The 23,808-nt window shown below is 73.5% G+C and carries 20 protein-coding genes; 15 read left to right on the top strand and 5 right to left on the bottom strand.

Going from position 1 to position 23,808, the window contains the following annotated elements; genetic code table 11:
• Position 1: 1 nt before the first annotated feature.
• Complete coding sequence (locus SGUI_RS04140) at positions 2–1,060, top strand: threonine aldolase family protein (protein WP_237141450.1); 1,059 nt, start codon at positions 2–4, stop codon at positions 1,058–1,060.
• A complete protein-coding gene (locus SGUI_RS04135) occupies positions 1,057–1,656 on the top strand; it encodes a molybdopterin-dependent oxidoreductase (RefSeq protein WP_066636656.1) in 600 nt (199 codons plus the stop codon). Before SGUI_RS04140 ends, SGUI_RS04135 begins: the two co-directional genes overlap by 4 nt.
• An 18-nt stretch (positions 1,657–1,674) precedes the next feature.
• Here the strand turns inward: SGUI_RS04135 and pknB are convergent, their stop codons facing one another.
• Both pknB and SGUI_RS04125 read right to left on the bottom strand, forming a co-directional pair.
• Positions 1,675–3,636 (bottom strand): Stk1 family PASTA domain-containing Ser/Thr kinase, encoded by a 1,962-nt coding sequence (gene pknB / locus SGUI_RS04130; RefSeq protein WP_066636654.1) that lies wholly within the window; start codon positions 3,634–3,636, stop codon positions 1,675–1,677.
• A 71-nt stretch (positions 3,637–3,707) separates the two neighbouring features.
• Positions 3,708–4,976 (bottom strand): LysM peptidoglycan-binding domain-containing protein, encoded by a 1,269-nt coding sequence (locus SGUI_RS04125; RefSeq protein ID WP_191090945.1) that lies wholly within the window; start codon positions 4,974–4,976, stop codon positions 3,708–3,710.
• Between the two features lie 211 nt (positions 4,977–5,187).
• On the opposite strand from SGUI_RS04125, the gene SGUI_RS04120 reads away from it, so the two are divergent.
• Positions 5,188–5,493, top strand: a complete 306-nt coding sequence (locus SGUI_RS04120; RefSeq protein ID WP_066636651.1) for an Rv2175c family DNA-binding protein — start codon at positions 5,188–5,190, stop codon at positions 5,491–5,493.
• Between the two features lie 41 nt (positions 5,494–5,534).
• Here the strand turns inward: SGUI_RS04120 and SGUI_RS04115 are convergent, their stop codons facing one another.
• The gene (locus SGUI_RS04115; protein ID WP_066636647.1) at positions 5,535–6,617 is read right to left on the bottom strand and encodes a polyprenyl synthetase family protein; all 1,083 of its coding nucleotides are present in this window, start codon (positions 6,615–6,617) and stop codon (positions 5,535–5,537) included.
• Positions 6,618–7,028: 411 nt separating this feature from the next.
• On the opposite strand from SGUI_RS04115, the gene SGUI_RS04110 reads away from it, so the two are divergent.
• From SGUI_RS04110 to SGUI_RS04065, 10 genes are all read left to right on the top strand, one after another.
• Positions 7,029–8,114 carry an IS110 family RNA-guided transposase gene (locus SGUI_RS04110; RefSeq protein WP_066636645.1) on the top strand — a complete coding sequence of 362 codons (1,086 nt, stop codon included), beginning with the start codon at positions 7,029–7,031 and terminating at the stop codon, positions 8,112–8,114.
• 151 nt (positions 8,115–8,265) lie between these two features.
• Positions 8,266–8,646 carry a DUF6504 family protein gene (locus SGUI_RS04105; protein ID WP_066636642.1) on the top strand — a complete coding sequence of 127 codons (381 nt, stop codon included), beginning with the start codon at positions 8,266–8,268 and terminating at the stop codon, positions 8,644–8,646.
• Between the two features lie 70 nt (positions 8,647–8,716).
• A complete protein-coding gene (locus SGUI_RS04100; RefSeq protein ID WP_066636638.1) occupies positions 8,717–9,154 on the top strand; it encodes an SAV_6107 family HEPN domain-containing protein in 438 nt (145 codons plus the stop codon).
• A 59-nt stretch (positions 9,155–9,213) separates the two neighbouring features.
• Positions 9,214–13,218: a DNA polymerase III subunit alpha gene (locus SGUI_RS04095; protein ID WP_066642720.1), complete on the top strand. Its 4,005-nt coding sequence runs from the start codon at positions 9,214–9,216 to the stop codon at positions 13,216–13,218.
• Positions 13,185–14,378 carry a DNA polymerase IV gene (gene dinB, locus SGUI_RS04090; RefSeq protein ID WP_472537420.1) on the top strand — a complete coding sequence of 398 codons (1,194 nt, stop codon included), beginning with the start codon at positions 13,185–13,187 and terminating at the stop codon, positions 14,376–14,378. Before SGUI_RS04095 ends, dinB begins: the two co-directional genes overlap by 34 nt.
• Before the next feature lie 184 nt (positions 14,379–14,562).
• Positions 14,563–14,991, top strand: coding sequence for a DUF3040 domain-containing protein (locus tag SGUI_RS04085; RefSeq protein ID WP_237141449.1), 429 nt, complete (start codon positions 14,563–14,565; stop codon positions 14,989–14,991).
• Entirely contained in the window at positions 14,961–15,605 is a 645-nt protein-coding gene (gene sigK / locus SGUI_RS04080) for an ECF RNA polymerase sigma factor SigK (RefSeq protein ID WP_083190482.1), read from the top strand. Before SGUI_RS04085 ends, sigK begins: the two co-directional genes overlap by 31 nt.
• A gap of 11 nt (positions 15,606–15,616) precedes the next feature.
• Positions 15,617–16,387: an anti-sigma factor gene (locus SGUI_RS04075; RefSeq protein WP_191090944.1), complete on the top strand. Its 771-nt coding sequence runs from the start codon at positions 15,617–15,619 to the stop codon at positions 16,385–16,387.
• A 160-nt stretch (positions 16,388–16,547) separates the two neighbouring features.
• On the top strand, positions 16,548–17,312 hold the full coding sequence (locus SGUI_RS04070) for a CHRD domain-containing protein (protein ID WP_066636631.1): 765 nt from the start codon (positions 16,548–16,550) through the stop codon (positions 17,310–17,312).
• A gap of 1 nt (position 17,313) precedes the next feature.
• Positions 17,314–18,105, top strand: a complete 792-nt coding sequence (locus SGUI_RS04065; RefSeq protein WP_066636628.1) for a class F sortase — start codon at positions 17,314–17,316, stop codon at positions 18,103–18,105.
• A gap of 92 nt (positions 18,106–18,197) precedes the next feature.
• Here SGUI_RS04065 and SGUI_RS04060 read toward each other — a convergent pair whose 3' ends face one another.
• Positions 18,198–18,686: a DUF456 domain-containing protein gene (locus SGUI_RS04060; RefSeq protein WP_066636624.1), complete on the bottom strand. Its 489-nt coding sequence runs from the start codon at positions 18,684–18,686 to the stop codon at positions 18,198–18,200.
• 91 nt (positions 18,687–18,777) lie between these two features.
• Positions 18,778–18,993, bottom strand: coding sequence for a DUF7455 domain-containing protein (locus SGUI_RS04055; RefSeq protein WP_066636621.1), 216 nt, complete (start codon positions 18,991–18,993; stop codon positions 18,778–18,780).
• 184 nt (positions 18,994–19,177) lie between these two features.
• Between SGUI_RS04055 and SGUI_RS04050 the strand changes: the two genes are divergently transcribed.
• Together SGUI_RS04050 and SGUI_RS04045 are read left to right on the top strand one after the other, a co-directional pair.
• Positions 19,178–21,286, top strand: a complete 2,109-nt coding sequence (locus SGUI_RS04050) for a DNA gyrase/topoisomerase IV subunit B (protein WP_191090943.1) — start codon at positions 19,178–19,180, stop codon at positions 21,284–21,286.
• A gap of 168 nt (positions 21,287–21,454) precedes the next feature.
• Positions 21,455–23,767, top strand: a complete 2,313-nt coding sequence (locus tag SGUI_RS04045; RefSeq protein ID WP_237141448.1) for a DEAD/DEAH box helicase — start codon at positions 21,455–21,457, stop codon at positions 23,765–23,767.
• Positions 23,768–23,808 lie beyond the last annotated feature (41 nt).

Raw genomic sequence — 23,808 nt, 5'->3', positions numbered from 1 at the left:
CGTGGGAGGCAAGGGACTGGTCGCCGACCTGCGCTCGGACACCCTCACCCGTCCGACGCGCGGCATGCGCGAGGCCATGCTCACCGCCGAGGTGGGCGACGACGTCTACGGCGAGGACCCGACCGTCGTCGAGCTCGAGGAGGAGACGGCCCGGCTGCTCGGCCACGAGGCGGGGCTGTTCATGCCCACCGGCTCCATGGCCAACCAGATCGGTCTGCGCCTGCACGCCGGGCCCGGCCAGGAGATCATCGGCGACCACCTCGCGCACGTCCTGCGGGCCGAGCTGGGCGCCGCCGCGGCATACTCCGGCATCACCACGCGCAGCTGGATCGCCGAGCGCGGGCGGCTGGACGTGGACACCGCGCTGCGGGTGATGGTGCCCGACGGCGGTGCCCACCAGGTGAGCACCGCGTGCGTCGTGGTCGAGAACACCCACAACTTCGGCGGCGGCACGATCCAGCCGCTTCCGGACCTGCAGCGGCTGCGGCGGGAGACGCAGGCCGTGGGGATCGGGGTGCACCTCGACGGAGCCCGGCTGTGGAACGCGCACGTGGCCACCGGGGTCGCGCTCGCCGACTACGGGGCCTGCGCCGACACCGTCTCGGTCTGCCTGTCCAAGGGCCTCGGCGCCCCCGTCGGGTCAGTGCTCGTCTCCTCCGCGGAGCGGATCGCGCAGGCCCGGATCCTGCGCAAGCGGATGGGCGGTGGGATGCGGCAGGTCGGGCTGCTCGCCGCCGCCGGACGGTATGCCCTGGCCCACCAGCTGGAGCGCCTCGCCGAGGACCATGCGCGCGCGGCCTCGGTGGGCCGGCACGTGCCCGAGGCCGTGGACCCGGGCACCGTGGAGACCAACATCCTCGTGCTCGACGTGGCCGCTGCCGGCTGGCCCGCGGCCGAGTTCGTGGCCACCGTGGGGGAGCGGGGCGTGCTCGGGTACCCGACCGACACCCGGCACGCCCGCTTCGTGTGGCACCTCGACGTCGACGACGCGATGACCGAGCACACCGCCGACGTCCTGGTCGACGCGCTCCGTGAGCGGCGGCCCGGCCCCGCGTCGTGACTGCCGAGGGGTGCCGCCGCGACGACGGCCGCGAGCTGCCGCCCGGGCAGCGGGCGACCCGGACGTGGCGCGCGTCCCACTACGGCCGGGTGCCCACCCTCGACGCCGAGCGCTGGACCCTGCGCGTGGGCGGGGAGACGCAGGACGGCGGGGTGAGGGTGTTCACCTGGGACTCCCTGGCCGAGCTGCCCGGTGCCGAGGTCGAGGCCGACCTGCACTGCGTGGACCGGCACAGCGTGCTCGGGCTGCGGTGGGGCGGGGTGCGGATGCGCGACGTGCTCGCGCTGGCGCCACCGGCGCCGGGTGCCGAGCACGTGCTCCTCGCCGCCGTGCGGGGCTACGCCGCGGGGGTGCACCTGGACGAGCTGCGTCACCCGGACGCGCTCCTGGCGCACAGCGTCGACGGTGAGCCGCTGACCCCCGAGCACGGGTGGCCCGCGCGGGTCGTGCTCCCGCACCTCTACGGCTTCAAGGGACCCAAGTGGGTCGTCGAGATCACCTACCACCGGCAGCCGCAGCAGGGATGGTGGGAGTCCCACGGCTACCACCCGCGCGGTCGGGTGGCCCGGGAGGAGCGCTTCGCGCACCAGGGGTGAGCGGGTCGCCGCTGCGTCCTAGACGACGGCCAGGACGATCTCGGTGCCGGTCGGCACCTCCTCGCCGGGCTCGACCGACTGCTCGCGGACGGTGCCGAAGAAGCCCCCGCGCACGTCCTCGCGCGTGACGACCAGCCCCAGCTCGCTCAGCTCCTCCTCGGCCGCGGAGAACTGCCGCCCGACCACCTGGGGCACGGTGACCAGCTCAGGCCCCTGGGACAGGGTGATCGTCACCGTGCTGCCGCGCTCCACCGACCCCGCGGACGGGGACTGGCTGACGACCGCGCCCTCGGGCACCTCGTCGTCGAAGACCGGCTCGGGGGCCACGGTCACGCTCAGACCGGCGTCCCGCAGGGCGGTGACGGCCGCTTCCTCCGGCTGGCCGGTCACCTCCGGGACCTCGACGGGTGCGGGGCCGTCGCTGATGACGACGTCCACCGTGGCACCGGGCGGCAGCGGCTCGCCGGCCTCGGGGGAGATGCGCAGGATGCGCCCCTCCGGCTCGGACTCGTGGTGCTCGCGGCTCTGCTCGCCCAGGACGAGGTTGGCCCCGGCCAGCGCCTCCTGCGCGGACTCCAGCGTCAGCCCGGCGAGGGGCGGCACGGCATACCGCTCGGGACCCTGGGAGACGACGAGCGGGACGTCGGTGCCGTGGCGCAGCTGGGTGCCCGGCTGCTGCTCGGCGGAGATCACGGTGCCGCTCGCCACGTCCTCGGAGTAGGCATAGCTGATCACCGGGTCGAGCTGCTCGGCGTCGAGCGACGAGCGCGCATCCTCCTCCGGCAGGTCGACCACCTGCGGCATCGGCGAGTGGACGCCGGGCCCCTCCAGGAGCCACCACGCGGCATACCCACCGCCGCCGAGGAGCAGGAGGAACAGCAGGGTGAGGACGACGCCGCCCCGGCGCCGGCGACGCTCGCGCGGCTTCGTCGGCGGGGCCGCGGCGGGCGGCCTGCCCTTCCGGTTGCCGGTCGTGCGGGCGTAGTGGCCCTCGCCCCGCGCGGTCTGCACCGGCAGCTGCCGCGTCGACCCGGCGTCGGCGCCGACGACCTGGGTGAGGTCCCCGGCACCGTCCCCGGACTCCGGCGCGGTGCGTGGTGGGCTGGGGACCCGGTCCAGCTCCTCGTCGGAGAGGTCGCGCACGACCGCGCGCAGGTGGACGAGCAGCGCCGAGGCGTCGCGAGGGCGGTCCGCCGGGTCGGTGGCCGCAGCCCGCGAGATGAGGTCGTCCACCGCGGCGGGTACGCTGTCCACCAGGTCACCGGCCCGCGGGACGGCGCCGTGCACGTGCTCGTAGGCGACCCGCAGTGGGTCACCGCCCGGGAAGGCCTTGCGCCCGGTGAGGAGCTCGAAGAGGAGGAGGCCGACGGCATACACGTCGGCGCGGGCGTCGATCGCGCCGTGCTCCACCTGCTCCGGCGCCAGGTAGGCCGCGGTGCCCCAGAGCATCTCGGTGCTCGCCCGCTGCCCGGACGCGGACACGGCGCGCGCGAGACCGAAGTCGGCGACCTTGACCCCGCTCTCCCGTCCGCCGGCGAGCAGGACGTTCTCCGGCTTGATGTCGCGGTGGACCAGCCCGTGGCGGTGCGCCTCGGCGAGCGCCTCGGTGACCGGCAGCAGCAGCGCCATCGCCCGCCGCGTCGACAGCGGCGCGTGGTCGGTGATGACGTCCCGCAGGGTCGGCCCCTCGACGAGCTCCATCGCGAGGAAGACCACGTCCCCGTCCTCGCCCTGGTCGAAGACGCCCACGACGTGCGGGTGGGAGAGGCGGGCGGCCGCGCGCGCCTCGGCGACGAACCGGCGGACGAAGGAGTCGTCGTCGGCCAGGTCCGGCCGCATCACCTTGAGCGCGACGGGTCGGTCTAGCCGCAGGTCACGGGCCCGGTAGACGGTGGCCATCCCACCCCGGGCCAGCTCGGCCTCCACCTGGTAGCGACCGTCGATGACGCGGTCGTAGAGGGTGGGGGTCGGGGCACTCACGTCCCGAGTCTACGAAGCCGGGCCGCCGGACCGTGGGACGTGACCGCCACGGTATGCCGTCGGCCGGTCCCTCAGAGCGTCTTCTGGAAGTGCTTGATGTTGCGGACGTACTGCCGGGTGTCGGCGAACAGGCCGTGCTGACGCACGCTTGCCAGCCCCTGGTAGTAGCCGCCGATGGCCTCCTCGGTGCTGTCGGCGGACCGCATGAGGGTGCGCATGATGACGACCCCGGCGGTGACGTTGTCCTGCGGGTCCAGCAGGTTCAGCTCGCGCCCGACGAGGCCGGAGGCCCACTCGCCGGAGCTCGGGATGACCTGCATGGCGCCGATCGCGTTGGCGGGGGAGACGGCGCGGTGGTTCCAGCCCGACTCCTGGTAGGACAGGGCGAGCATGAGGGTCGGGTCGACGCCGTGGCGCTCGCTGGTCCGCACGATGAGGTCGCGCACGGCCTCCTGGCTCGGCACGTCGACCTGCGCGAGGTAGTCGCGGTTGCCGGCGGCGGACCGCGCGACCCCGTCGCTGTAGCGGTAGTGCAGGAAGGTGTCCGGGACCTTCTCACCGGCGCGGTGGTCACCGATGGTCCGCTCGTCGTAGGGGCGGTCCATGGTCGTGGTGCCGCCGGTCGTCGGGGCCGACCCATCGAGCCGCAGCTTCTCCCCGGGGTAGATCAGGCGCGTGTCCTGCAGGTCGTTCGCCCGGGCGATCGCGGCCACGCTCACGCCGTGCCGGGCGGCGATGTCGGTCAGGGTGTCCCCGCTGCGGACGGTGACGGTGGTTCCCGAGGAGTTCTCCGAGGAGGACGGGCGCTGCGCGGGGGCGGCCTGCTCCCGGGGCGCGGAGCCGCCGCCGGAGCCGGGCAGCCGCAGGACCTGCCCGGGGTAGATGAGCCGGGTGTTGCTGATCGCGTTGACGTCGACGAGCTGCTCGACGCTGACCCCGTGCCGCACGGCGAGGTGCGACAGCGTGTCGCCCGGCCGCACCGTGATGGTGGTGCCACCGCGGGCCTTGGAGCCCGAGCCCTTCCCCTCGCTCCCGGACGAGGCGTCGGACGCCGACGGCTCGGGGGCGGCGCTCGTGCCGCCGCCGGCCGGGATCCGCAGTGTCGCGCCGGGCATGATCCAGCGGCCCCCGTCGCGCAGGGAGTTGGCCCGGACGATGGCGCGGGCGCTGACGTCGTAGCGCGCCGCGATGTCGTAGACGGTGTCGCCGGCCTGCACGGTGTGCGTGGTGTCCCGGGCCGTGGGAAGGGCCAGGGGAGCGGTGGCGTGCACCCCGGTGGGCGCGACGTAGGCGTGGGAAGGAAGGTCTCCGGGCGGCAGGGCGGCGAAGAGCGGACTCACGTCGTGTCCTCCAGGGGGACGTATGAGGTTGGCGATGATCTCAGTCACCTCCCGTGGGTCACGGGGACAGCGTGACCGGTGAGGCACGAGGGACAGTACCCGTCGGTGGTCCGTCGCGCCACCTTTTGGGCGTGTCGGATCATGTGATTGACTGGAAGATGTGGTAAGTGACACCGATGTGATTCCTGAGTGGCTGACCGTCCCCGACGTCATGAAGCGCACCGGCGCGACCCTTCCGGTCGTGCGGCGCTGGTTGGACGAGCGCGACGTCGTGGGGGTGCGACGGGGGCCGGACCGGGTGGTGATGGTGCCGGCCACCTTCTTCGTCGACGACGGCCCGCTGCCTGCGCTGCGCGGCACCATCACGGTGCTCGGTGACGGTGGGCACAGCGACGAGGAGATCGTGGACTGGCTGCACGCCCCCGACGAGTCGTTGCCGGGCGGCAGCGCGATCGCCTCCCTGCACGCCGGCGCCAAGACCGAGGTGCGACGCCGCGCCCAGGAGCAGGCCTTCTAGGTTTCTCGGTCGTCGGGAGGTGCCTCGGGGACGACGGCGCCTCAGACGGCGCGGTCGGTGCAGACCGCGACGAGCTCCCGGAGCGCCTGCGTCCCCTCGTCGGTCAGACCGGGGGTCTGGTCCAGCGCCTCCAGGGCGCGGGCGGCGCCGCTGCTCACCATGTCCTCGGTGCGCTGCAGCGCGGTGGACCGCACGAGCACGTCGCGGAGGGACTGCACCGCCTGCTCGTCCAGGTCGGGGGTGCCCAGGGAGGCCTCGAGCAGGGCGGCGCCGGTGGGGTCGGCGTGGGCGAGGGCATACGCGACCAGGACCGTGTGCTTGCCCTCGCGGAGGTCGTCGCCCGCGGGTTTCCCGGTCTGCTCGGGGTCGCCGAAGACGCCGAGGACGTCGTCGCGCAGCTGGAAGGCCTCGCCGAGCGCCGCGCCGTAGCGGGCCAGCCCGGCACGGGTCTCCTCCGGGGCGTCGGCGGCGTCCGCGCCGATGAGCAGCGGCTGCTCGACGGAGTAGCGGGCGCTCTTGTGGCGGATCACGGTGCGGCAGCGGTCCAACCGCTCGGCGAGGTCCAGGTCGCCCCACCCGTGGGCGCCCTCGAGGATGTCGAGGAACTGGCCACCCATGAGCTGGGTGCGCATGCGGTCGAACTCGGGCCGGGCCCGCTGCAGGGCGGCGGGGGGCAGCCCACTGGCCGAGAAGACCTCGTCGGTCCAGTTCAGGCAGATGTCGCCGGCCAGGATCGCCGCCGCATGGCCGAAACGGACCGGGTCCCCGGACCATCCGCGCTGCTGGTGCCACGTGGCGAAGGTGCGGTGGGCGGCGGGCCGCCCACGGCGCAGGTCGCTGTTGTCCATGACGTCGTCGTGCAGGAGCGCGGCCGCCTGGAAGATCTCCATGGCGCTGGCGGCGCGGACCACGGCGGGGTCGTCCGGCTGCCCCAGGGCGCGCCAGCCCCAGTAGAGGAAGGCCGCCCGGAGCCGCTTTCCGCCGGAGAGCAGCTCGGCGACAGCGTCCACCAGGGGGGTCATCGGGGGACCGAGCTCGTCGAGCACCGTGCGCTGGCGGGCGAGGTGCTCGTCCAGGGCCCGCTGCACGCGGGGGCGGAGGTCCACGCCGTCCAGGACGAGCATCACGAGTCCTCCTGTGCGGACGGGGTCGCCGGTGGTGGGCCGGGAGGGCGGTGGCCCGGTTGGTCGCCCTGACCCGAGCCTATCCGCTGCGCCGGCGGGTCCGGGTCACCCCCTCCTGCGACCCGGACCTGCCGACGGGTCCATCGTGCTGCGGACGTTGCGTCGGGCGCAGAAGTTGTCCACAGTGATGCTGTTGGTGCCGTCGTTACGCTCGATGGAAGTCCCGCCCGGCTGACCCTGTTGTCCACCGGCTTGGTGCCTTTGGCCTGATCTGTCGCCGGGCGGGGCGCACGCACCAGCCGGACGGATCGTGACCTGATAGGAGCCTGGCGTAGGCCTCGTCACTGTGCTGTCCGCCCGACCGGTGGTGCGTGTCCAACCAACTGGATCAGAGTCGGAAGGACGCCAATCATGGTGACATCTACCGTCATCGGCGGGGTCGACACCCACGCCGACACGCACACCCTGGCCGCGCTCGACGCCCAGGGCCGGCTGCTGGGCACCAGGAGTGTCCCGGCGACCGCGGCGGGTAACAGGCGAGCCCTGGGATGGCTGAGCTCGCACGGGCAGGTCGACCGCGTGGGGGTCGAGGGCACCGGGTCCTACGGTGCCCAGCTCGCCCGCTACCTCACAGCCCAGGACGTGGACGTGGTCGAGGTCGACCGCGCCGATCGCAAGCAGCGTCGTCAGCGGGGCAAGAGCGACCCGCTGGACGCCGAGGCCGCAGCCCGGGCCGTGCTGGCCAGGACGGCCACGACGACACCCAAGACGCGCACCGGGCCGGTGGAGTCGCTGCGCGCGCTGAAGGCGACCAAGAGGGCCGCGATGAAGGCGATGGTCGCTGCCCGCTCCGCCCTGGTGCAGCTGGTCATCACCGCGCCGCACCCGGTCCGCGGGCAGCTGCACGGACTCAGCGGCACCACCCGCGTCCAGGCGTGTGCGCGGCTGCGCCCGGACCGCGACCGCCTGCACGAGCCCGAGCAGGCGGTCAAGCTCGCGCTACGCCGCACCGCCCGCCGCTGCCTGGTCCTGGCCGAGGAGATCGCCGAGGCCGACGCCGACCTCGACGCCCTGGTCAAGCACACCGCCCCCGGTCTGCTGGACCACTTCGGAGTCGGCCCCGACACCGCCTCCCAGCTGCTCATCACCGCCGGAGACAACCCCGACCGCATCCGCTCCGAGGCCTCCTTCGCCGCACTGTGCGGGGTCAGCCCACTACCCGCATCCTCCGGACGCACCGACCGCCACAGGCTCAACCGCGGCGGCGACAGACACGCCAACGAAGCCCTCTGGCGGATCATCATGGTCCGTCTCGGCCACGACGACAGGACCAAGGCCTACCGGGCCCGACGCAGCGAGCAGAACCTGAGCAAACCCGAGATCATCCGCTGCCTCAAGCGCTACCTCATCCGCGAGCTCCTGCCCACCATCCGCGCCGAACTCGCCCACGACACAGCCCCACCGCAAGCACCATCAACCCTCGATCCAGCCGCTTGACAGGTCATAGGAGCATCAGGCTCACCTGAGGGGTTGAGTCTGTCGGAGCCGAGTCGTACATTTGTACCCATCTATCGAACAGAAGTTCGATCACGAGGTCGTCCGCGACCTCGTGATCGACCTGGGTTCATCGTCCGCGAGGAGGCGCAGCATGAGCAGGAGCTATCACGAACCGGTCGAGGTCAGGACCGGGGCCGCGGACGAGCACGGGGTCCGGCTGGACGGGGCGGTGGTGCTCGACCCCGACGGCGGGTCCCCGCCGGTCCCCACCGTCTTCCTCTGGCGGGGCCGGGTGCATCTCGTGCGTGCGGTGCTGGGCCGGTGGACCCAGCGGGTGCCGTGGTGGCGGAGCGAGGACGCGCGCACGAGCGCGAACCCGGCGAACCCGGCGGACGAGGAGCCCGCCGCAGCCCGGCCGGAGCTGGAGCGGGTGGTCTGGCGGGTGGAGGCAGGTGCCGGGAGGGCGTCGGGGACGGGGGTCTACGACCTGGTCCAGGGCGGGCGGTGGTGGCTGGAACGGGTGGCCGACTAGGCGGGCAGGCGACGTGAGGACGTGAGGACGACATGAGCACGAGGACGAGAGCGACGGAGAGGACGACGAGATGACGGTCATCGAGACAGGGGTCACGGCCGGAGCCGTGCTGGACCTGCTGGAACGATCACGGGGGGTGCTGCTGGAGGCGTGCCACAGCGCCACCGCGGCCGAGCGCTACACCTGTGCCCACCTGGCTGCGCTGCGGGCCGGGGCGGCGCTGCTGGCCGCCCGCACGACGCCGGTCCCCCGCAGCCGGCCGCGCAGCGTCTGGGAGGTGCTTTCCTCGGTCGCACCGGAGCTGACCGAGTGGGCCGCGTTCTTCGCCGCCTCCGGTCGGCGGCGGGTCGCCCTGGAGCGCGGCGCCGGCAGCGTCACCGTCACCGCGCGGGACGCCGACGACCTGGTCCGGGCGGGGGAGCGCTTCCTGGAGCTGGTGCGTGCCTCGCTGCACCTGCCGTGCGAGGTACCGGTGCACGCCGAGCTGGTCCCGCTGGGTCACGGGTGAGCCCGGTGACCCGGGCCGGCGACGACTTCGTCCATCTGCACGTCGCCTCCAGCGCCTCGATGCGGTACGGCGCGTCCCACCCGGCAGAGCTGGTGGCCCGAGCCGCCGGGCTGGGGCAGTCGGCGCTGGCGCTGACCGACCGTGACGGCCTCTACGGCGCGGTGCGCTTCGTCCGTGCCTGCGGCGAGGCCGGGGTCGCGCCGGTGCTGGGGGTGGACCTCGCCCTGGCGGGTCCGCCGTCCGGGCCGGTGGGACGAGCCGGCCACCTCGACGTCGCCCGGAGCCCGTTCGTCACCGGGCTCAGGACCGAGGAGCGGAAGGACCGGCGTCAGGTGGCCCCGGGGCGTGGGTGGGGCGAGGGCCCGGACGCCCGCCCGGAACGCCGTGGCCCGCGCAGCCCGGTCAAGGGAGGGACGCTGGTCGACGACCAGCAGCCGCGGGTGGTGCTGCTGGCCCGCGGTCAGCGGGGTGGCGCCGAGGCCGGGGCGGGATGGGCCAGGCTGTGCCGCCTGGTCACCCAGACCCACCTGGCGGGGGAGCGTTCCGTCCCCCGGGTCACCCCCGAGCTGGTCGCCCGGGCGGCGGCCGGCACGGCCGGGGCGGCTCCGGTCGTGCTGCTGCTCGGTCCGGACTCCGACGTGGGCAGGGCGCTGCTCGCCCGCCGCCGTGACCGGGCCCGGGAGCTGCTCCTGGCCTGGGTCCGGCTGCTCCCGGCAGGGGCGGTGCGGGTCGAGGTGGTCTGCCACGGAGGACCCGACGGCACGCCGGGCAGCCTGGCGCACGCCACGGCGTCCTGGGCGCTGGCCCGGGAGGTGGGGGTCCCCGCCGTGCTCACGGCCGCGGTGCGGCACGCCCGACCCGAGCAGGCCCGGGTGGTCGACGTCCTCGACGCGGCCCGACGGCGGGTCGCGCTCGACGAGCGTCACCTGGACCGGGTCAGCAGCGCCGGTCACCTGGCGACGACCTCCGCCATGCACGGCCTGGCCCGCCAGCTCGAGCACGCGGCCGGCCCCGGGGCCCGTGCCGAGGAGCTGCTGCGCGAGACGCTGGAGCTGGCGGCCGCCTGCCACCAGGACGCCCGGTCCGACCTCGGCATCGGGGCGGTCCACCTGCCCGAGCCGGAGGTGCTGGGGGTGCAGGGCGTCGGGCAGGTGCACCAGGTCCTCACCGAGCGCTGCACCCAGGCCGTCGCCACCCGCTACCCCGGGACGGGGTCCTCGTCCCTGCGCCGGATCCACGACCGGCTCGAGGACGAGCTGGGCGTCATCGCCGGGCTGGGCTACCCGACCTACTTCCTCACGGTCGCCCAGGTGTGCGACCTGATCCGGGAGCAGGGCGTGCGGGTGGCGGCCCGCGGGTCGGGGGCCGGGAGCCTGGTCACCTACCTGCTGGGCATCAGCGGCGTGGACCCGCTGGAGCACGGCCTGCTCATGGAGCGCTTCTGCTCACCGCTGCGCGCCCAGCTGCCGGACATCGACATCGACGTCGAGTCCGCCCGGCGCACCGAGCTCTACGAGCGCATCTTGGAACGCTTCGGCTCCGAACGCGTGACCTGCGTCTCGATGACCGAGACCTACCGGGTGCGGCACGCGGTGCGGGACGTCGCCGCCGCGCTGGGGATGCCGCCGGGGGAGGTCGACGTCATCGCCAAGGCCTTCCCGCACATCCGCGCCCGGGACGCCCGCGCCGCGATCCGTGACCTCCCCGAGCTGCGCCGTCAGGGGCTGGACGCCCCCAGGATGCAGCTGCTCATGGAGCTGGTGGAGTCGCTGGACGGCCTGCCCCGGCACATCGCGATGCACCCGTGCGGGGTGGTCCTGTCCGACACCGGGCTGCTCGACCGCACCCCGGTCGAGTCCAGCTGGCTGGGGTTCCCGATGAGCCAGTTCGACAAGGACGACGTCGAGGAGCTGGGCCTGCTCAAGCTCGACGTGCTGGGCATCCGCATGCAGTCGGCGATGACGCACGCCCTCGACGAGGTCGAGCGGGTCGACGGTGCGCGGATCGACCTGGACGACCGGGCCCAGGTGCCGCTCGACGACCCGGACACCTTCGCCCTGATCCAGTCCACCCGTACCCTCGGCTGCTTCCAGATCGAGTCGCCCGGGCAGCGGGAGCTGGTCGGCAAGTTCGCGCCCGAGAACTTCGCCGACATCATCATCGACATCTCGCTCTTCCGCCCCGGCCCGGTCAAGTCCGACATGATCCGGCCCTTCCTCCACGCACGTCAGGGGTGGGGGGAGCCGGAGTACCTCCACCCCAGCCTGGTGCCCTACCTGGAGCAGACGTGCGGGGTGGTGGTCTTCCACGAGCAGGTGCTGCAGATCGTCGCCGAGACCACCGGCGTGACGCTGGCCCAGGCCGACGAGGTGCGCCGGGCGATGGGCAGCCCGGCGGGGCAGCAGGAGGTGGAGATGTGGTGGCGTGCGGCGGCCACGGCACGGGGCTACCGCCCGGACGAGGTGGACCGGATCTGGGAGGTGCTGGCCGCCTTCGCCTCCTTCGGCTTCTGCAAGGCGCACGCCGCGGCCTTCGCGCTCCCGACCTACCAGTCGGCCTGGCTCAAGACGCATCACACGGCGGCCTTCCTCGCCGGTGTCCTCACCCACGACCCGGGGATGTACCCCAAGCGGCTCATCCTGGACGAGGCCAGGACCATGGGGGTCCACGTGCTCGGGCTCGACGTCAACGCCTCGGGCGCGACCTACCGGGTCGAGCGGGTGGACCCGCGCGGGGCGGACGGCGACCCCTCTGCGCCCGGCAGCAGGCCCGGATCCGGGTCCGGTGTGCCCGACGGCTTCCTCGCCGCCGTGGACCGGTCACCCACGGCTCAGGGCACGGTGCGACGGACCCCCGACCGGGTCGACGCGGTGATGGGGCTGGTCGAGCGCCGGGCAGGTGGGTACGGCATCCGGCTGTCCCTGTCCGACGTCAAGGGCATCAGCGAGGACGAGGTCGCGAGGATCGTCGCCGGCCAGCCCTACGACTCCCTGTCCGACCTGTGGCACCGGGCCCGCCCCAGCCGCCCGACGGCCGAACGGCTGGTGCTGGCCGGAGGGCTGGACGAGCTGCACCGGGTCGGTCGGCGCACCCCCCGCCCCGCACGTCCCGGGGCCCGGGGCGGAGCAGGCGCCGGCCGGGCCGGGCTGACCCGGCGCGACCTCATGCTGCACGTCCGCGACCTGGAGCGCTGGTCGCGTCACGCCGGCAGCGGCCGCGGCCGGACCGGCTCCGGACGCCTCCGGACCGCCCCCACCCTCGGGGCCGGCGAGGTGGCCGCGCGGGCGGAGGACCAGGCGGTCGGGCGCCGGTCCTGGCACCAGGCCTCCGCCGCCGCGACCACGCAGCTGACGCTGCAGCTCGGTGACGACCCCGCACCGCTCGTCGGCAGCGGCCTGCCGGAGATGAGCGAGTCCGAGCAGTTGCGGGCCGAGCTGGAGGTGCTCGGCATGGACGTCAGCCAGCACGTGGTGGCCGGTTTCGGCCCGATGCTGGCCGACCTCGGGGTGACCCGGTCCCGGGACCTGCTCTCCTACCGCGGCGGTGCCGAGGTGCTCGTGGCCGGTGCCAAGGTGGCGACCCAGACCCCGCCGGTGCGGTCCGGGAGGCGGGTGGTCTTCCTCACCGTGGACGACGGCAGCGGACCGGCGGACGCCACCTTCTTCGAGGACGTCCAGGGTCCCTACGCCGCGACCGTGTTCCACTCCTGGCTGCTCATGGTGCGTGGTGTGGTGCGCCGCACCGGTCCGCGCGGGGTGTCGATCAGGGCGACCGCGGCCTGGGAGCTGGGTGAGGTCGCCCAGGCCTGGGAGCTCGGTGGTCGCGCCGCGGCGCTCGAGGCGATGGAGCAGGCCGAGCGGACCGCGCGCCTGGTGGCGCAGGAGGCGGAGGACGCCTCGCGGCGGGCCTCGGAGCAGGCCGGTGCCCCGGCGGGCCGCCGGGTGCTGCTGCACGCCTCCGGCTTCGCCCAGTCGCCGTATGCCGACGTGGCGCCCGCGGGTGAGGCGACCCGGCAGCCGGGCACCAAGCTGTGGCACTCCAGCCCGGGGAGCTCCGGGTGGTGAGCCGCGGGTGGGTGATGCACGTCGACATGGACGCCTTCTACGCGGCGGTCTCGCTGCTGGAGAGACCGGACCTGCGCGGCCTGCCGGTGGTGGTCGGCGGAGGCTGGCGCAGCGTGGTGCTCGCGGCGACCTACGAGGCCCGGGCCTACGGCGTGCGGTCCGGCATCCCCATGGCCACCGCGCGCCGGCTGTGCCCGCCCCTGGTCGTGGTCCGGCCCGACCCGGACAGCTATGCCCGTGTCTCCGAGGCGGTGATGGCGATCTTCGCCGAGGTCACCCCCCAGGTCGAACCGGTCTCGATGGAGGAGGCCTTCCTCGACCTCTCCGCGACCGGGCGGCGCTGGGCCGGGCCCGAGGCCATCGGTCGCTGGATCCGCGACACCGTGGCCGACGAGCAGGGGATCACCTGCTCGGTCGGCGCCGCTCCCTCCAAGGCCGTCGCCAAGATGGCCTCCCGGGCGGCCAAGCCGGACGGCATGAGGATGGTCGCCCGGGAGGACGTCGTCCCCTTCCTGCACCCGATGCCGGTGGGTGCCCTGTGGGGGGTGGGGGAGGCCACCGAGGCCGAGCTGCACCGGTTGGGTCTGCACACGGTGGCCCAGCTGGCCCACGTGCCCCTGACGACGTTGCGCCGCGCCTTCGGCGAGCAGTCCGCCGCGCGGCTGCACACCCTGGCCTGGGGGATCGACGAGGACCCGGTCGTGCCGCAGCGCCGGGAGCGCAGCGTCGGGTCCTCGGAGACGTTCAGCCATGACGTGGACGATCCCGACCTCGTCCGTCGGCAGCTGCTGCACCTCGCCGAACGCACGGCCAGCCGCATGCGTCACGCCGGGGTGCTGGGCCGCACCGTGGTGCTGACCGTGCGCTTCTCCGACTTCACCACCATCACCCGGTCCCGCACCGTCGCCGTCCCCACCGACGTCACCCGGGAGGTGCACGGCACCGCCTGTTCGCTGTACGCCGCGCTGGGCCTGCAGCGTGCCCGGATCCGCATGCTCGGGGTGCGGGTGGAGGGCATCACCGAGGTCGGGCAGACCCTGGTCCAGGGCAGGCTGGACGAGCCCGAGCGGGGCTGGCGCGAGGCCGAGCGGGCCGCCGACCGGGCGGTCGCCCGGTTCGGGCACCAGGCGGTGCGCCCGGCCAGCCTGCTGTGCCGCTGACCCCTCCGACGGGTCCGGTCGACGCACCGCAGACCCTCGTCGACCCGGTCGGGGAACTCCGGGTAGTGCTCCGCTCGTTCACGTCTTATCCTTGATGTCAGGACATGGTGTCGGTCTCCGTGTCACCGACCCTCGACTCGCACCACCGGAGGTGAACGTGCCGCTCTCAGATCACGAGCAGCGTGTGCTCGAGCAGATGGAGCAGGCCCTCTACGCCGAGGATCCTCGCCTCGCCAGCCAGCTCAAGCGCCCGGCAACGGGCGGTGCAGCCGGCGGGCTGGACCGGCGTCGGCTCGTCCTCGGGGTGCTCTCCGCCCTCGGCGGTCTCGCCCTGGTGGTGGTGGGCGTCATGTCCTCCATGATCTGGGTCGGTGCCCTGGGCTTCCTCGCGATGGTGATGGGGGGCGCCTGGGCGGCGTCACCGGCACGCACGGGCTCCGGGAAGACCGGCTCGGGCAAGGCAGGTTCCGGCCCCCGCGGTGTCGTGGGCAAGGACGGCTCGGTCCGCCGGTCCGGCACGTCGGGGACGGTCAAGAAGAAGACCTCCCGTTCCGGCTCCTTCATGGAGCGGATGGAGCACCAGTGGGACCGGCGACGGGAGCAGGGTCTCTGACCTCCGACACCCACGACCACGACCCGGGCAACGCCCGGGTCGTCGACGTTTCCGAGGCCGGGCGGCCGGACCTGATCCAGCTGCTCGGTCTCGTCGCGGACGGTGACCAGACCTCCCTCGCGCAGCTCTACGACCTGCTGTCACCACGCGTGTTCGGCCTGGCCCTGCGCGTCGTCCGGGACCGGGCGATGGCCGAGGAGGTCGTCCAGGACGTCTTCCTCCAGATCTGGCGCCAGGCCGGCGAGGTCGACCCCTCGCGGGGATCGCCGCTGGGCTGGGTGCTGACCCTGACCCATCGTCGGGCCGTGGATCGGGTCCGTTCCGAACAGGCCCAATCCGATCGGCTGGACCGCTACGAATCCCAGCAGACAACACCGCCGTACGACGCGACCGCTGAGGAGGCAGTCGAGCGGATGGAGGCGACCAGGGTGCGCACGGCACTGGACCGGATCGGTGAGCCGCACCGGACCACCGTGGCCCTGGCCTACTTCTCCGGGCTCACCCACCGTGAGGTGGCCCAGCGGATGGACGTCCCCCTGGGGACGGCCAAGACTCGCATCAGGGACGGGTTGACGAAGTTGCGCAAGCAGCTGGACGGAGGTGAGCAGGGATGAAGGAGGGCGACATGCACGACTTGGCGGCGGCCTATGCCGTCGATGCCGTCGACCCCGAGGAGCGCGCCGCGTTCGAGGCTCACCTGGAGTCCTGCGCGCAGTGCCGCCGCGAGGTCCAGGAGCTGCAGGACGTGTCCGTCCTGCTCAGCGAGGACCTCGAGGTCGAGCCGCCCGCTCAGCTGCGGACCACCGTGCTCGACCTCATCGCCGCGGAGGCGGGGGGACAGGGGAGCGGTCGCGACACCACGACCGTCACGACGCACGAGGACCGTGGCGAAGACCGGCCCGACGTCGCCCAGGTCACCTCGTTGACCTCCCGCCGTCAGGCCCGCGAGCAGCGTCGCCGGGCCCGGCCCGGCCGGTGGCTGGCCGCGGCCGCCGCCGCGGTGGTGCTCGCCGGTGGGGTATGGGGTGTGTCTCAGGCGTTGAACCCGGACGCCGCGACGCAGGTCATCCGCGCCGACGACGCCTCCGAGCACACCGCCGACACCGCCGACGGCCCGTTGGCCGTCGTCGTGTCCGCGACCGAGGGTCGGGCGGTGGTGCAGCTGCCCGCCGACTTCGCCGGACCGCAGGCCGGCAGCGTCTACCAGGCCTGGTTCGTCGGGGCCGACGGCTCGGCCCGCTCCGCCGGGGTGCTGCAGCCCGAGATGCTCGAGGAGGGCCAGGCCCTGCTCGAGGGCTCGCCCGACGACGCGGTCGCGGTCGGTTTCACCGTGGAGCCCACGGGAGGCTCGACCCAGCCGACGACCGACCCCTTTGTCGTCGTCCCCCTCACCTGAGCCGCCGCCCCCTGCCGCCGACGACGGCGCAGGGGCCCTCGGCGTCACGATGTGATCTCCGTCACAACTCCAATCCGTTCCTGGGCCCGCGCCGAATCCCCGGTGTACTCACGCTGTGGCACACGGCTGCAGCGGCACCAACTGGAGGAGTGACCCCCGGATGAAGAAGCTCACGACAGCCATGGCCACCCTGGCCGCCCCGGCCCTGCTCGCGGTGAGCGCCGCCCCGGCGCTGGCCGCGCACGAGGACGAGACCGTGGAGCTCATGACCACGTTCACCGAGCTCAACGACTCGGGCGGCAGCGGCGAGGCCTGGGCCAAGGTCACCGGCAACGAGGTCTGGATCAAGGTCGAGGTGCAGGGCCTGCTCGAGGGCGCCCCGCACGCCCAGCACATCCACCTCGGTGGCGCCGGCGAGTGCCCCGACCCCGACATGGAGGGCAGCGGCTTCGAGGGTGCCATCCGCACCACCGACGCCATCGACAGCTACGGCGCCGTCCGGGTCTCGCTGACCGGCAACGACGCGGACACCTCCGAGGCCGGCGCGCTGGACGTCGCCAACTTCCCGTCCGACGGCACCTACACCTACGAGCGCACCTTCGAGGTGCCGGACGACATCGCCCAGAGCCTGCACGACGGCCAGGGTGTCGTGGTCGTCCACGGTGTCGACCACAACGGCTCCGGCGAGTACGACGGCGAGCAGATGTCCGACCTGGACGACAGCCTGCCCTCGGAGGCCACCGACCCGGCCCTGTGCGGCGCCTTCGAGATGGGCCAGATGAGCGCCCCCGGTGGTGGCGTGGAGACCGGTGGTGGCAGCACCAGCGGGATGGAGAACTCCGGCATGATCGCCGGCGGTGCCCTGCTCCTCGCTGCCGGTGCCGGTGCCTTCGCGCTGAACCAGCGTCGTCGCACCGACAGCTGACATGTCTGCCGAGCACACCGACCGGGGCCGTGGGGGCCTTGTCCTCACGGCCCTGGCCGTGCTCGCCGTCCTCGTCGGTGTGGTCCTCGTCGGCGTCGGCTTCGGCACGCAGCGGCCCGACCCGCCCTCGCCGACCCCGGCCAGCGCGGAGCAGACCGCTCCGGAGCAGGACGGCGCCGCGGCCACGCAGGACCCCGACAGCGGGTCAGACAGCGACGCCGCGCCCACCACGGCGGAGGCCGAGGCCTCCGACGAGGCCGCGGGTGCGGTGCCGGGTCCCGAGGAGTCGGAGGAGCAGGACGGGTCCGACGCCGAGCCGACCGTCGAGGGTCTGGAGCCCTCGGAGCCGGTGGAGGTGCGCATACCCTCCATCTCGGTCACCAGCCCGTTGCACGCCCTCGGTCTCGCCGACGACGGCACCCTGGAGGTGCCCAGCGGCGACCGCTACCACGAGGCCGCGTGGTACGACGGCTCACCGACTCCCGGTGAGGTCGGACCGACCATCATCGAGGGCCACGTGACGGGTGCCGGAGGCATCGAGTCGATCTTCTTCGAGCTCGGCGCCCTGGAGCCCGGGGACACCGCCGAGGTGGACCGCGAGGACGGCCGGACGGTGACCTACGAGGTCTACCGTGTCGACCAGTTCCCCAAGGACGAGTTCCCGACCGTCGACGTCTACGGACCGACGGAGGAGCCCGAGCTGCGGCTCATCACCTGTGGCGGTGAGTTCGACGAGTCCACGGGACACCACGAGGACAACACCGTCGCGTATGCCCGCATGGTCGAGGGCTGACCGGCGCAGCGACCGATCACAGGCAGGACCCACGAACCACGTCCTCCGGTGCCGTCCGCAGGGAGACAGGCACCGGAGGACGTCTCTCGTGCTCACGAGGGGGTGAGCACCAGCGCGCTCACGACGAACATCGCGATGAGCGCGAAGGCCGTCGCCAGCTCGATGAGGATGTTGAGGCCGACCGCCCGCAACGCCAGCCGGGTGTGGCCCAGCGCCTCACGGCGGTCCCGGGTGCGGGCGAGGGAGACGAGGAAGATCCCGAGGGGGAAGCCCAGGAAGAGGCCCACGACGGGGATGACGAAGCCCAGCACCAGCGCGCAGAGCACGCCGATGACGAGGGTCGAGGTGCGGACCCCGGCGCGGCGCATGTGCTGGCCGGGGATGGCCCACTGCAGGGCGACGCCGAGCGCGTAGACCAGCGCCGAGAGCGCGAAGACCACCCATCCCAGCGTGCTCTGCTGCGTCAGCGCCCACATGAGGGACCCCACGAGCACGATGAGCAGACCGGGCAGGATCGGCAGGACGATCCCCACGACGCCGATCGCCATGAACACCAGGATGAGGATCTCGGCCGGCTCCATGGAGCAGATTGTGCCCGACGCAGACCGACGCCCGCCCGGCACGGGTGCCGGACGGGCGTCGGTGCGGCTCAGGGGCGCGTCGGGCGAGGCCTCAGACCGCGGGGGTTTCCTGCTCCTGCAGCCGGTGGGTCTCGTCGGTGATGTCCACGTCGTCCACCGCGCGCAGCTTGTCGAGGTGCTCCCGCCCGTGGTGGGCGCAGAAGTGCAGCTCGAGGCCGTCGCCCAGGCGGGCCCGGACGTAGGCCTGGGCCCCGCAGCGGTCGCAGCGGTCGGCAGCGTTGAGTTCAGGGGTCAGAGTGGCGTTCACGGCGGTCTCCTCTCCAGTGGCCAACCAACGGTTGGTCGTCACAGTCAAACATGCCAACGTCCCCGGACCGCGTCTTTGTGCCCCGGGTGGGGCACGTTTCGCTCTGCGCGTAAGCCCGGGCTCCCGTCCACCCGCGCGCCGCGCCTCCCGGGGCCTGTCGGCGGCCCGCGCTAGCCTGCCGGACGTGACCACTCAGGACTACTCCGCCCGGCACCTGCAGGTCCTCGAAGGCCTGGAGGCGGTGCGCAAGCGCCCGGGCATGTATGTCGGGTCCACCGACGCCCGGGGTCTCATGCACTGCCTCTGGGAGATCATCGACAACGCGGTCGACGAGGCGCTGGGCGGCCACGGGGACCGGATCGAGGTGATCCTGCACGCGGACGGGTCGGTCGAGGTGCGGGACCGGGCGCGGGGCATACCCGTCGACATCGAGCCGCGCACCGGCCTGTCCGGGGTCGAGGTGGTCTTCACCAAGCTGCACGCGGGCGGGAAGTTCGGGGGCGGCTCCTACGCCGCGTCCGGCGGTCTCCACGGCGTCGGCGCCTCGGTGGTCAACGCGCTGTCCGCCCGGCTGGACGTCGAGGTCGACCGCGCCGGCAAGACCTACGGCATGAGCTTCCGGCGCGGCGAGCCGGGCACCTTCGCGGACCGCGGGACACCGGACCCGACCGCGCCCTTCACGCCCTTCGAGCGCAGCAGCGAGCTCGCCGTCGTGGGCAAGGCACGGCGCGGGGTCACCGGCACCCGGGTGCGCTACTGGGCGGACCCGCAGATCTTCCTGGCGCAGGCGCAGTTCGCCCACGACGAGCTCGTCGCGCGCGCCCGGCAGACGGCCTTCCTCGTCCCCGGCCTCACCATGGTGATCCGGGACGAGCGCCGGCTGCCGGGGACGCCGGGGGCCGAGGGGCCGACGGAGGAGACCTTCGCCTACTCCGGCGGCATCGCGGAGTATGCCGAGTACCTCGCGCCGGACGTCGCGGTGACCGACGTGTGGCGGCTGCAGGGGACCGGCAGCTTCAGCGAGACCGTGCCGATGCTGGACGAGCTGGGCCACATGGTGTCCCGCGAGGTGGAGCGCGAGTGCGAGGTCGACGTCGCCCTGCGCTGGGGGACCGGCTACGACACCGTGGTGCGCAGCTTCGTCAACATCATCACCACCCCCAAGGGCGGCACCCACGTCGCCGGTTTCGAGCAGGCGCTGATGAAGGTCTTCCGCAAGCAGCTGGAGACCAACGCGCGCAAGCTCAAGGTCGGCAACGACAAGGTCGAGAAGGACGACATCCTCGCGGGCCTCACCGCCGTGGTGACGGTCCGCCTCCCGGAGCCGCAGTTCGAGGGACAGACCAAGGAGGTGCTCGGCACCAGCGCCGTGCGCACCATCGTGTCCCGCACCGTCGAGAAGGCCCTGACCGAGAGGCTCACGAGCTCGCACCGCGGCGACAAGGCGCAGGCCTCGCTGCTGCTGGAGAAGGTCGTGGCCGAGATGAAGTCGCGCATCTCGGCGCGGCTGCACAAGGAGACCCAGCGCCGCAAGAACGCCCTGGAGTCCAGCTCGCTGCCCGCCAAGCTCGCCGACTGCCGCAGCAACGACACCGACCGCTCCGAGCTGTTCCTCGTCGAGGGCGACAGCGCCCTCGGCACCGCCAAGCTCGCGCGCAGCAGCGACTACCAGGCGCTGCTGCCGCTGCGGGGCAAGATCCTCAACGTGCAGAAGGCCTCGGTCCAGGACATGCTCGCCAACGCCGAGTGCGCCGCGATCATCCAGGTGATCGGTGCCGGTTCCGGCCGGTCCTTCGACCTCGACCTCGTGCGCTACGGCAAGGTCATCATCATGACCGACGCCGACGTCGACGGCGCCCACATCCGCACCCTGCTGCTCACCCTCTTCTTCCGCTACATGCGCCCGCTCGTCGAGGCGGGCCGCGTGTATGCCGCGATGCCCCCGCTGCACCGGATCGAGGTCGCCGGCGGGCGCGGGAAGGGCCGCGAGCGGGAGTTCCTCTACACCTACACCGAGGCGCAGATGCGCCGCACCGTGGCGGGCCTGGAGAAGAAGGGGCGCACCGTCAAGCAACCGATGCAGCGCTACAAGGGGCTGGGCGAGATGGACGCGGACCAGCTGGCAGAGACCACCATGGACCCACGGCACCGGACGCTGCGGCGGATCACGCTGGCCGACGCCGCCCGGGCGGACGAGGTCTTCGATCTGCTCATGGGGTCCTCGGTCGCGCCGCGCAAGGACTTCATCGTCGAGTCCGCCCACGACCTGGACCGTGAACGGATCGACGCCTGAGGCGCGGTAGACTGGTCCTTCCCCGGTATCCGCTTGTGCGCGACCGGGCGAACCCCTCAGGACGATCCGATCCTCGGGGGAGATCGGGCGCCGTGACGAGCGCCTGGAGGTAGGTCCGGTCACGCCAGAGGCGTCGAGGCGAGAACCCACCTCGACCCACTCGAAGAGGTGAGCCTCACCATGGCCAAACCAGCACGCGCCGGTGCGTCCGGCAAGAAGAAGCCCCGCCACACCGCCGCCCAGAAGAAGGCCGCCCGCCAGGCGCGGGAGAAGCAGGCCCGCGCCCAGCTCAAGGGCGGTCGTGGCGACCGGCGCGGTTCGAGCCGCGGCGCCCAGGACGAGCGTCCGGGCGGCAAGCAGCGGTGGCGCGACCGCGACGAGCGGGACCCCCGCGGGCAGGGCGAGCGGGCGCAGCGTCGTCGCGACGGCGCCGACGACCGGGGTGACCGGGGCGGCTACCGCCGGGACGACCGAGATGGCTATCGCCGGGACGACCGCGGTGGTTACCGCCGGAATGACCGTGACGACCGGGGCGGCTACCGCCGGGACGACCGGGGCGACCGGGGCGGCTACCGCCGGGACGACCGGGGAGACCGCGGTGGCTACCGCCGCGACGACCGTGACGACCGGGGAGACCGCGGTGGCTACCGCCGCGACGACCGTGACGACCGGGGTGGCTACCGCCGTGAGCGCGACGACCGCGGCGGCTACCGCCGTGAGCGCGACGACCGCGGCGGCTACCGCCGGGACGACCGTGACGACCGCGGTGGCTACCGCCGCGACGACCGGGGTGGCTCGCGAGAGGGCCAGGGTCGGCAGCAGGGCTCGGGCTACCAGGAGCGGACCTGGCGCTCGCACCGCGAGGAGCGGGAAGGTCGCCCGGGCCGCGGGCGGCACGAGGGTCGCAGCTGGGACGAGGGGCGCCGGCGCGAGGACCGTGGTCCGCGCGGTGACCGCTGGGAGGACCGCCGCGGCGGTGAGCGCGGGAGGCCGTCCCACTCGTGGGAGCGCGGCAGCGCCGACGACGCCTTCGCCGAGGCCGAGGCCGAGCGCGACGCGGCGGACGCGGCATACCAGGACCGGGTGTCCGCGGCACACAGCGAGGACGTGTCGGCCGCGGTGGAGGCGGACAACGGCTTCGCCCCGCTCGGGCTCCGCGAGGAGCTGGTGACGACGCTGGCGCGGATCGGCATCACGACCCCCTTCCCGATCCAGGCGGCGACCATCCCCGACGCGATGGCGGGGCGCGACCTGCTGGGTCGTGGCCAGACCGGCTCGGGCAAGACGATGGCCTTCGGGCTGCCGCTGCTGGACCGGCTCGCCGCCCGGCCCCGTGCCGTGCCGCACCGCCCGCGCGCGGTGATCCTCACGCCGACCCGTGAGCTGGCCATGCAGATCGTCGACGCGCTGGCGCCGCTGATGCGCGCGGTCGACCGCCGGTTCGTCCTCGTGGCCGGGGGCATGTCCTACACCCCGCAGCTCAAGGCGCTGGAGAAGGGCGTGGACGTCCTCGTCGCCACCCCGGGCCGTCTCATCGACCTCATCGAGCGCAACGCCGCGGACCTCTCCGAGGTCGAGGTGACGGTGCTCGACGAGGCCGACCACATGGCCGAGATGGGCTTCGTCGAGGCGATCCGACAGGTCCTCGACCTCACGCCGTCCGGCGGGCAGCGCCTGCTCTTCTCCGCCACGCTGGACCACGGGGTCGACCAGGTCGCGCGGACCTACCTCAAGGACCCGGTCACCCACTCGACCGACGACGCGCGCGCCAGCGTCACGACGATGGCGCACCACGTCTTCCTCGTGCACCCGCACCACAAGAAGCCGATCACCGCCGCGATCGCCAACCGGTCCGGACGCACGGTCGTCTTCTGCCGCACCAAGCTCGGCGCCGACAGGGTCGCGCTGCAGCTGCGCGAGTCCGGGGTCTTCGCGGCCGCCCTGCACGGCGGGCTCAACCAGGCCCAGCGCACCCGGGTGCTGGACGCCTTCAAGTCCGGCACGCTGCCGGTGCTCGTGGCCACCGACGTGGCCGCCCGCGGCATCCACGTCGACGACGTCTCGCTCGTCCTGCAGGTGGACCCGCCGGCCGACCACAAGGACTACCTGCACCGCTCCGGCCGGACGGCCCGGGCCGGCGAGGACGGCGTGGTCGTCACCCTGGCGCTGCCGCACCAGAAGCGCCAGGTCGCCCGCATGCTGGACGCCGCGGGCGTGGAGACCGAGCCGCGCACGGTGGCGCCCGAGGACCACGCGGTCATCGAGACCGCCGGCGGTGCGGTCCCGGACGCCGAGCCGGTGCCCCAGAGCCGGCTGGACGACGTCATGCGCCCCAAGCGCGGTCCCGGCCGTGGCGGTCCGCGCGGTCCGCGTGGGCCGCGACAGGGCGGCCGCCGCCCGCAGGGCCGCGGTGGCCCGGGCCAGGGCCGTGGGGCAGGCCGGCAGGGCGACCGGCGACAGGACCGGCGCCCGCGCGACTGACCGGCGCCCGCGCGACTGACGGGCAACGCCTACCATCGGCC

This window comes from Serinicoccus hydrothermalis (assembly GCF_001685415.1).
In the GTDB taxonomy this organism is placed as follows: domain Bacteria; phylum Actinomycetota; class Actinomycetes; order Actinomycetales; family Dermatophilaceae; genus Ornithinicoccus; species Ornithinicoccus hydrothermalis.
This window is presented reverse-complemented; position numbering and strand designations above follow the sequence as displayed.

Excerpts from the sequence above, each read along its gene's own strand:
- SGUI_RS04120 (WP_066636651.1), top strand. The coding sequence starts at position 5,188 with ATGAAGCGCACCGGCGCGACCCTTCCGGTCGTGCGGCGCTGGTTGGAC.
- SGUI_RS04115 (WP_066636647.1), bottom strand. The coding sequence starts at position 6,617 with ATGCTCGTCCTGGACGGCGTGGACCTCCGCCCCCGCGTGCAGCGGGCC.
- SGUI_RS04110 (WP_066636645.1), top strand. The coding sequence starts at position 7,029 with ATGGTGACATCTACCGTCATCGGCGGGGTCGACACCCACGCCGACACG.
- SGUI_RS04105 (WP_066636642.1), top strand. The coding sequence starts at position 8,266 with ATGAGCAGGAGCTATCACGAACCGGTCGAGGTCAGGACCGGGGCCGCG.
- SGUI_RS04100 (WP_066636638.1), top strand. The coding sequence starts at position 8,717 with ATGACGGTCATCGAGACAGGGGTCACGGCCGGAGCCGTGCTGGACCTG.
- SGUI_RS04095 (WP_066642720.1), top strand. The coding sequence starts at position 9,214 with ATGCGGTACGGCGCGTCCCACCCGGCAGAGCTGGTGGCCCGAGCCGCC.
- SGUI_RS04075 (WP_191090944.1), top strand. The coding sequence starts at position 15,617 with ATGCACGACTTGGCGGCGGCCTATGCCGTCGATGCCGTCGACCCCGAG.
- SGUI_RS04070 (WP_066636631.1), top strand. The coding sequence starts at position 16,548 with ATGAAGAAGCTCACGACAGCCATGGCCACCCTGGCCGCCCCGGCCCTG.
- SGUI_RS04065 (WP_066636628.1), top strand. The coding sequence starts at position 17,314 with ATGTCTGCCGAGCACACCGACCGGGGCCGTGGGGGCCTTGTCCTCACG.
- SGUI_RS04060 (WP_066636624.1), bottom strand. The coding sequence starts at position 18,686 with ATGGAGCCGGCCGAGATCCTCATCCTGGTGTTCATGGCGATCGGCGTC.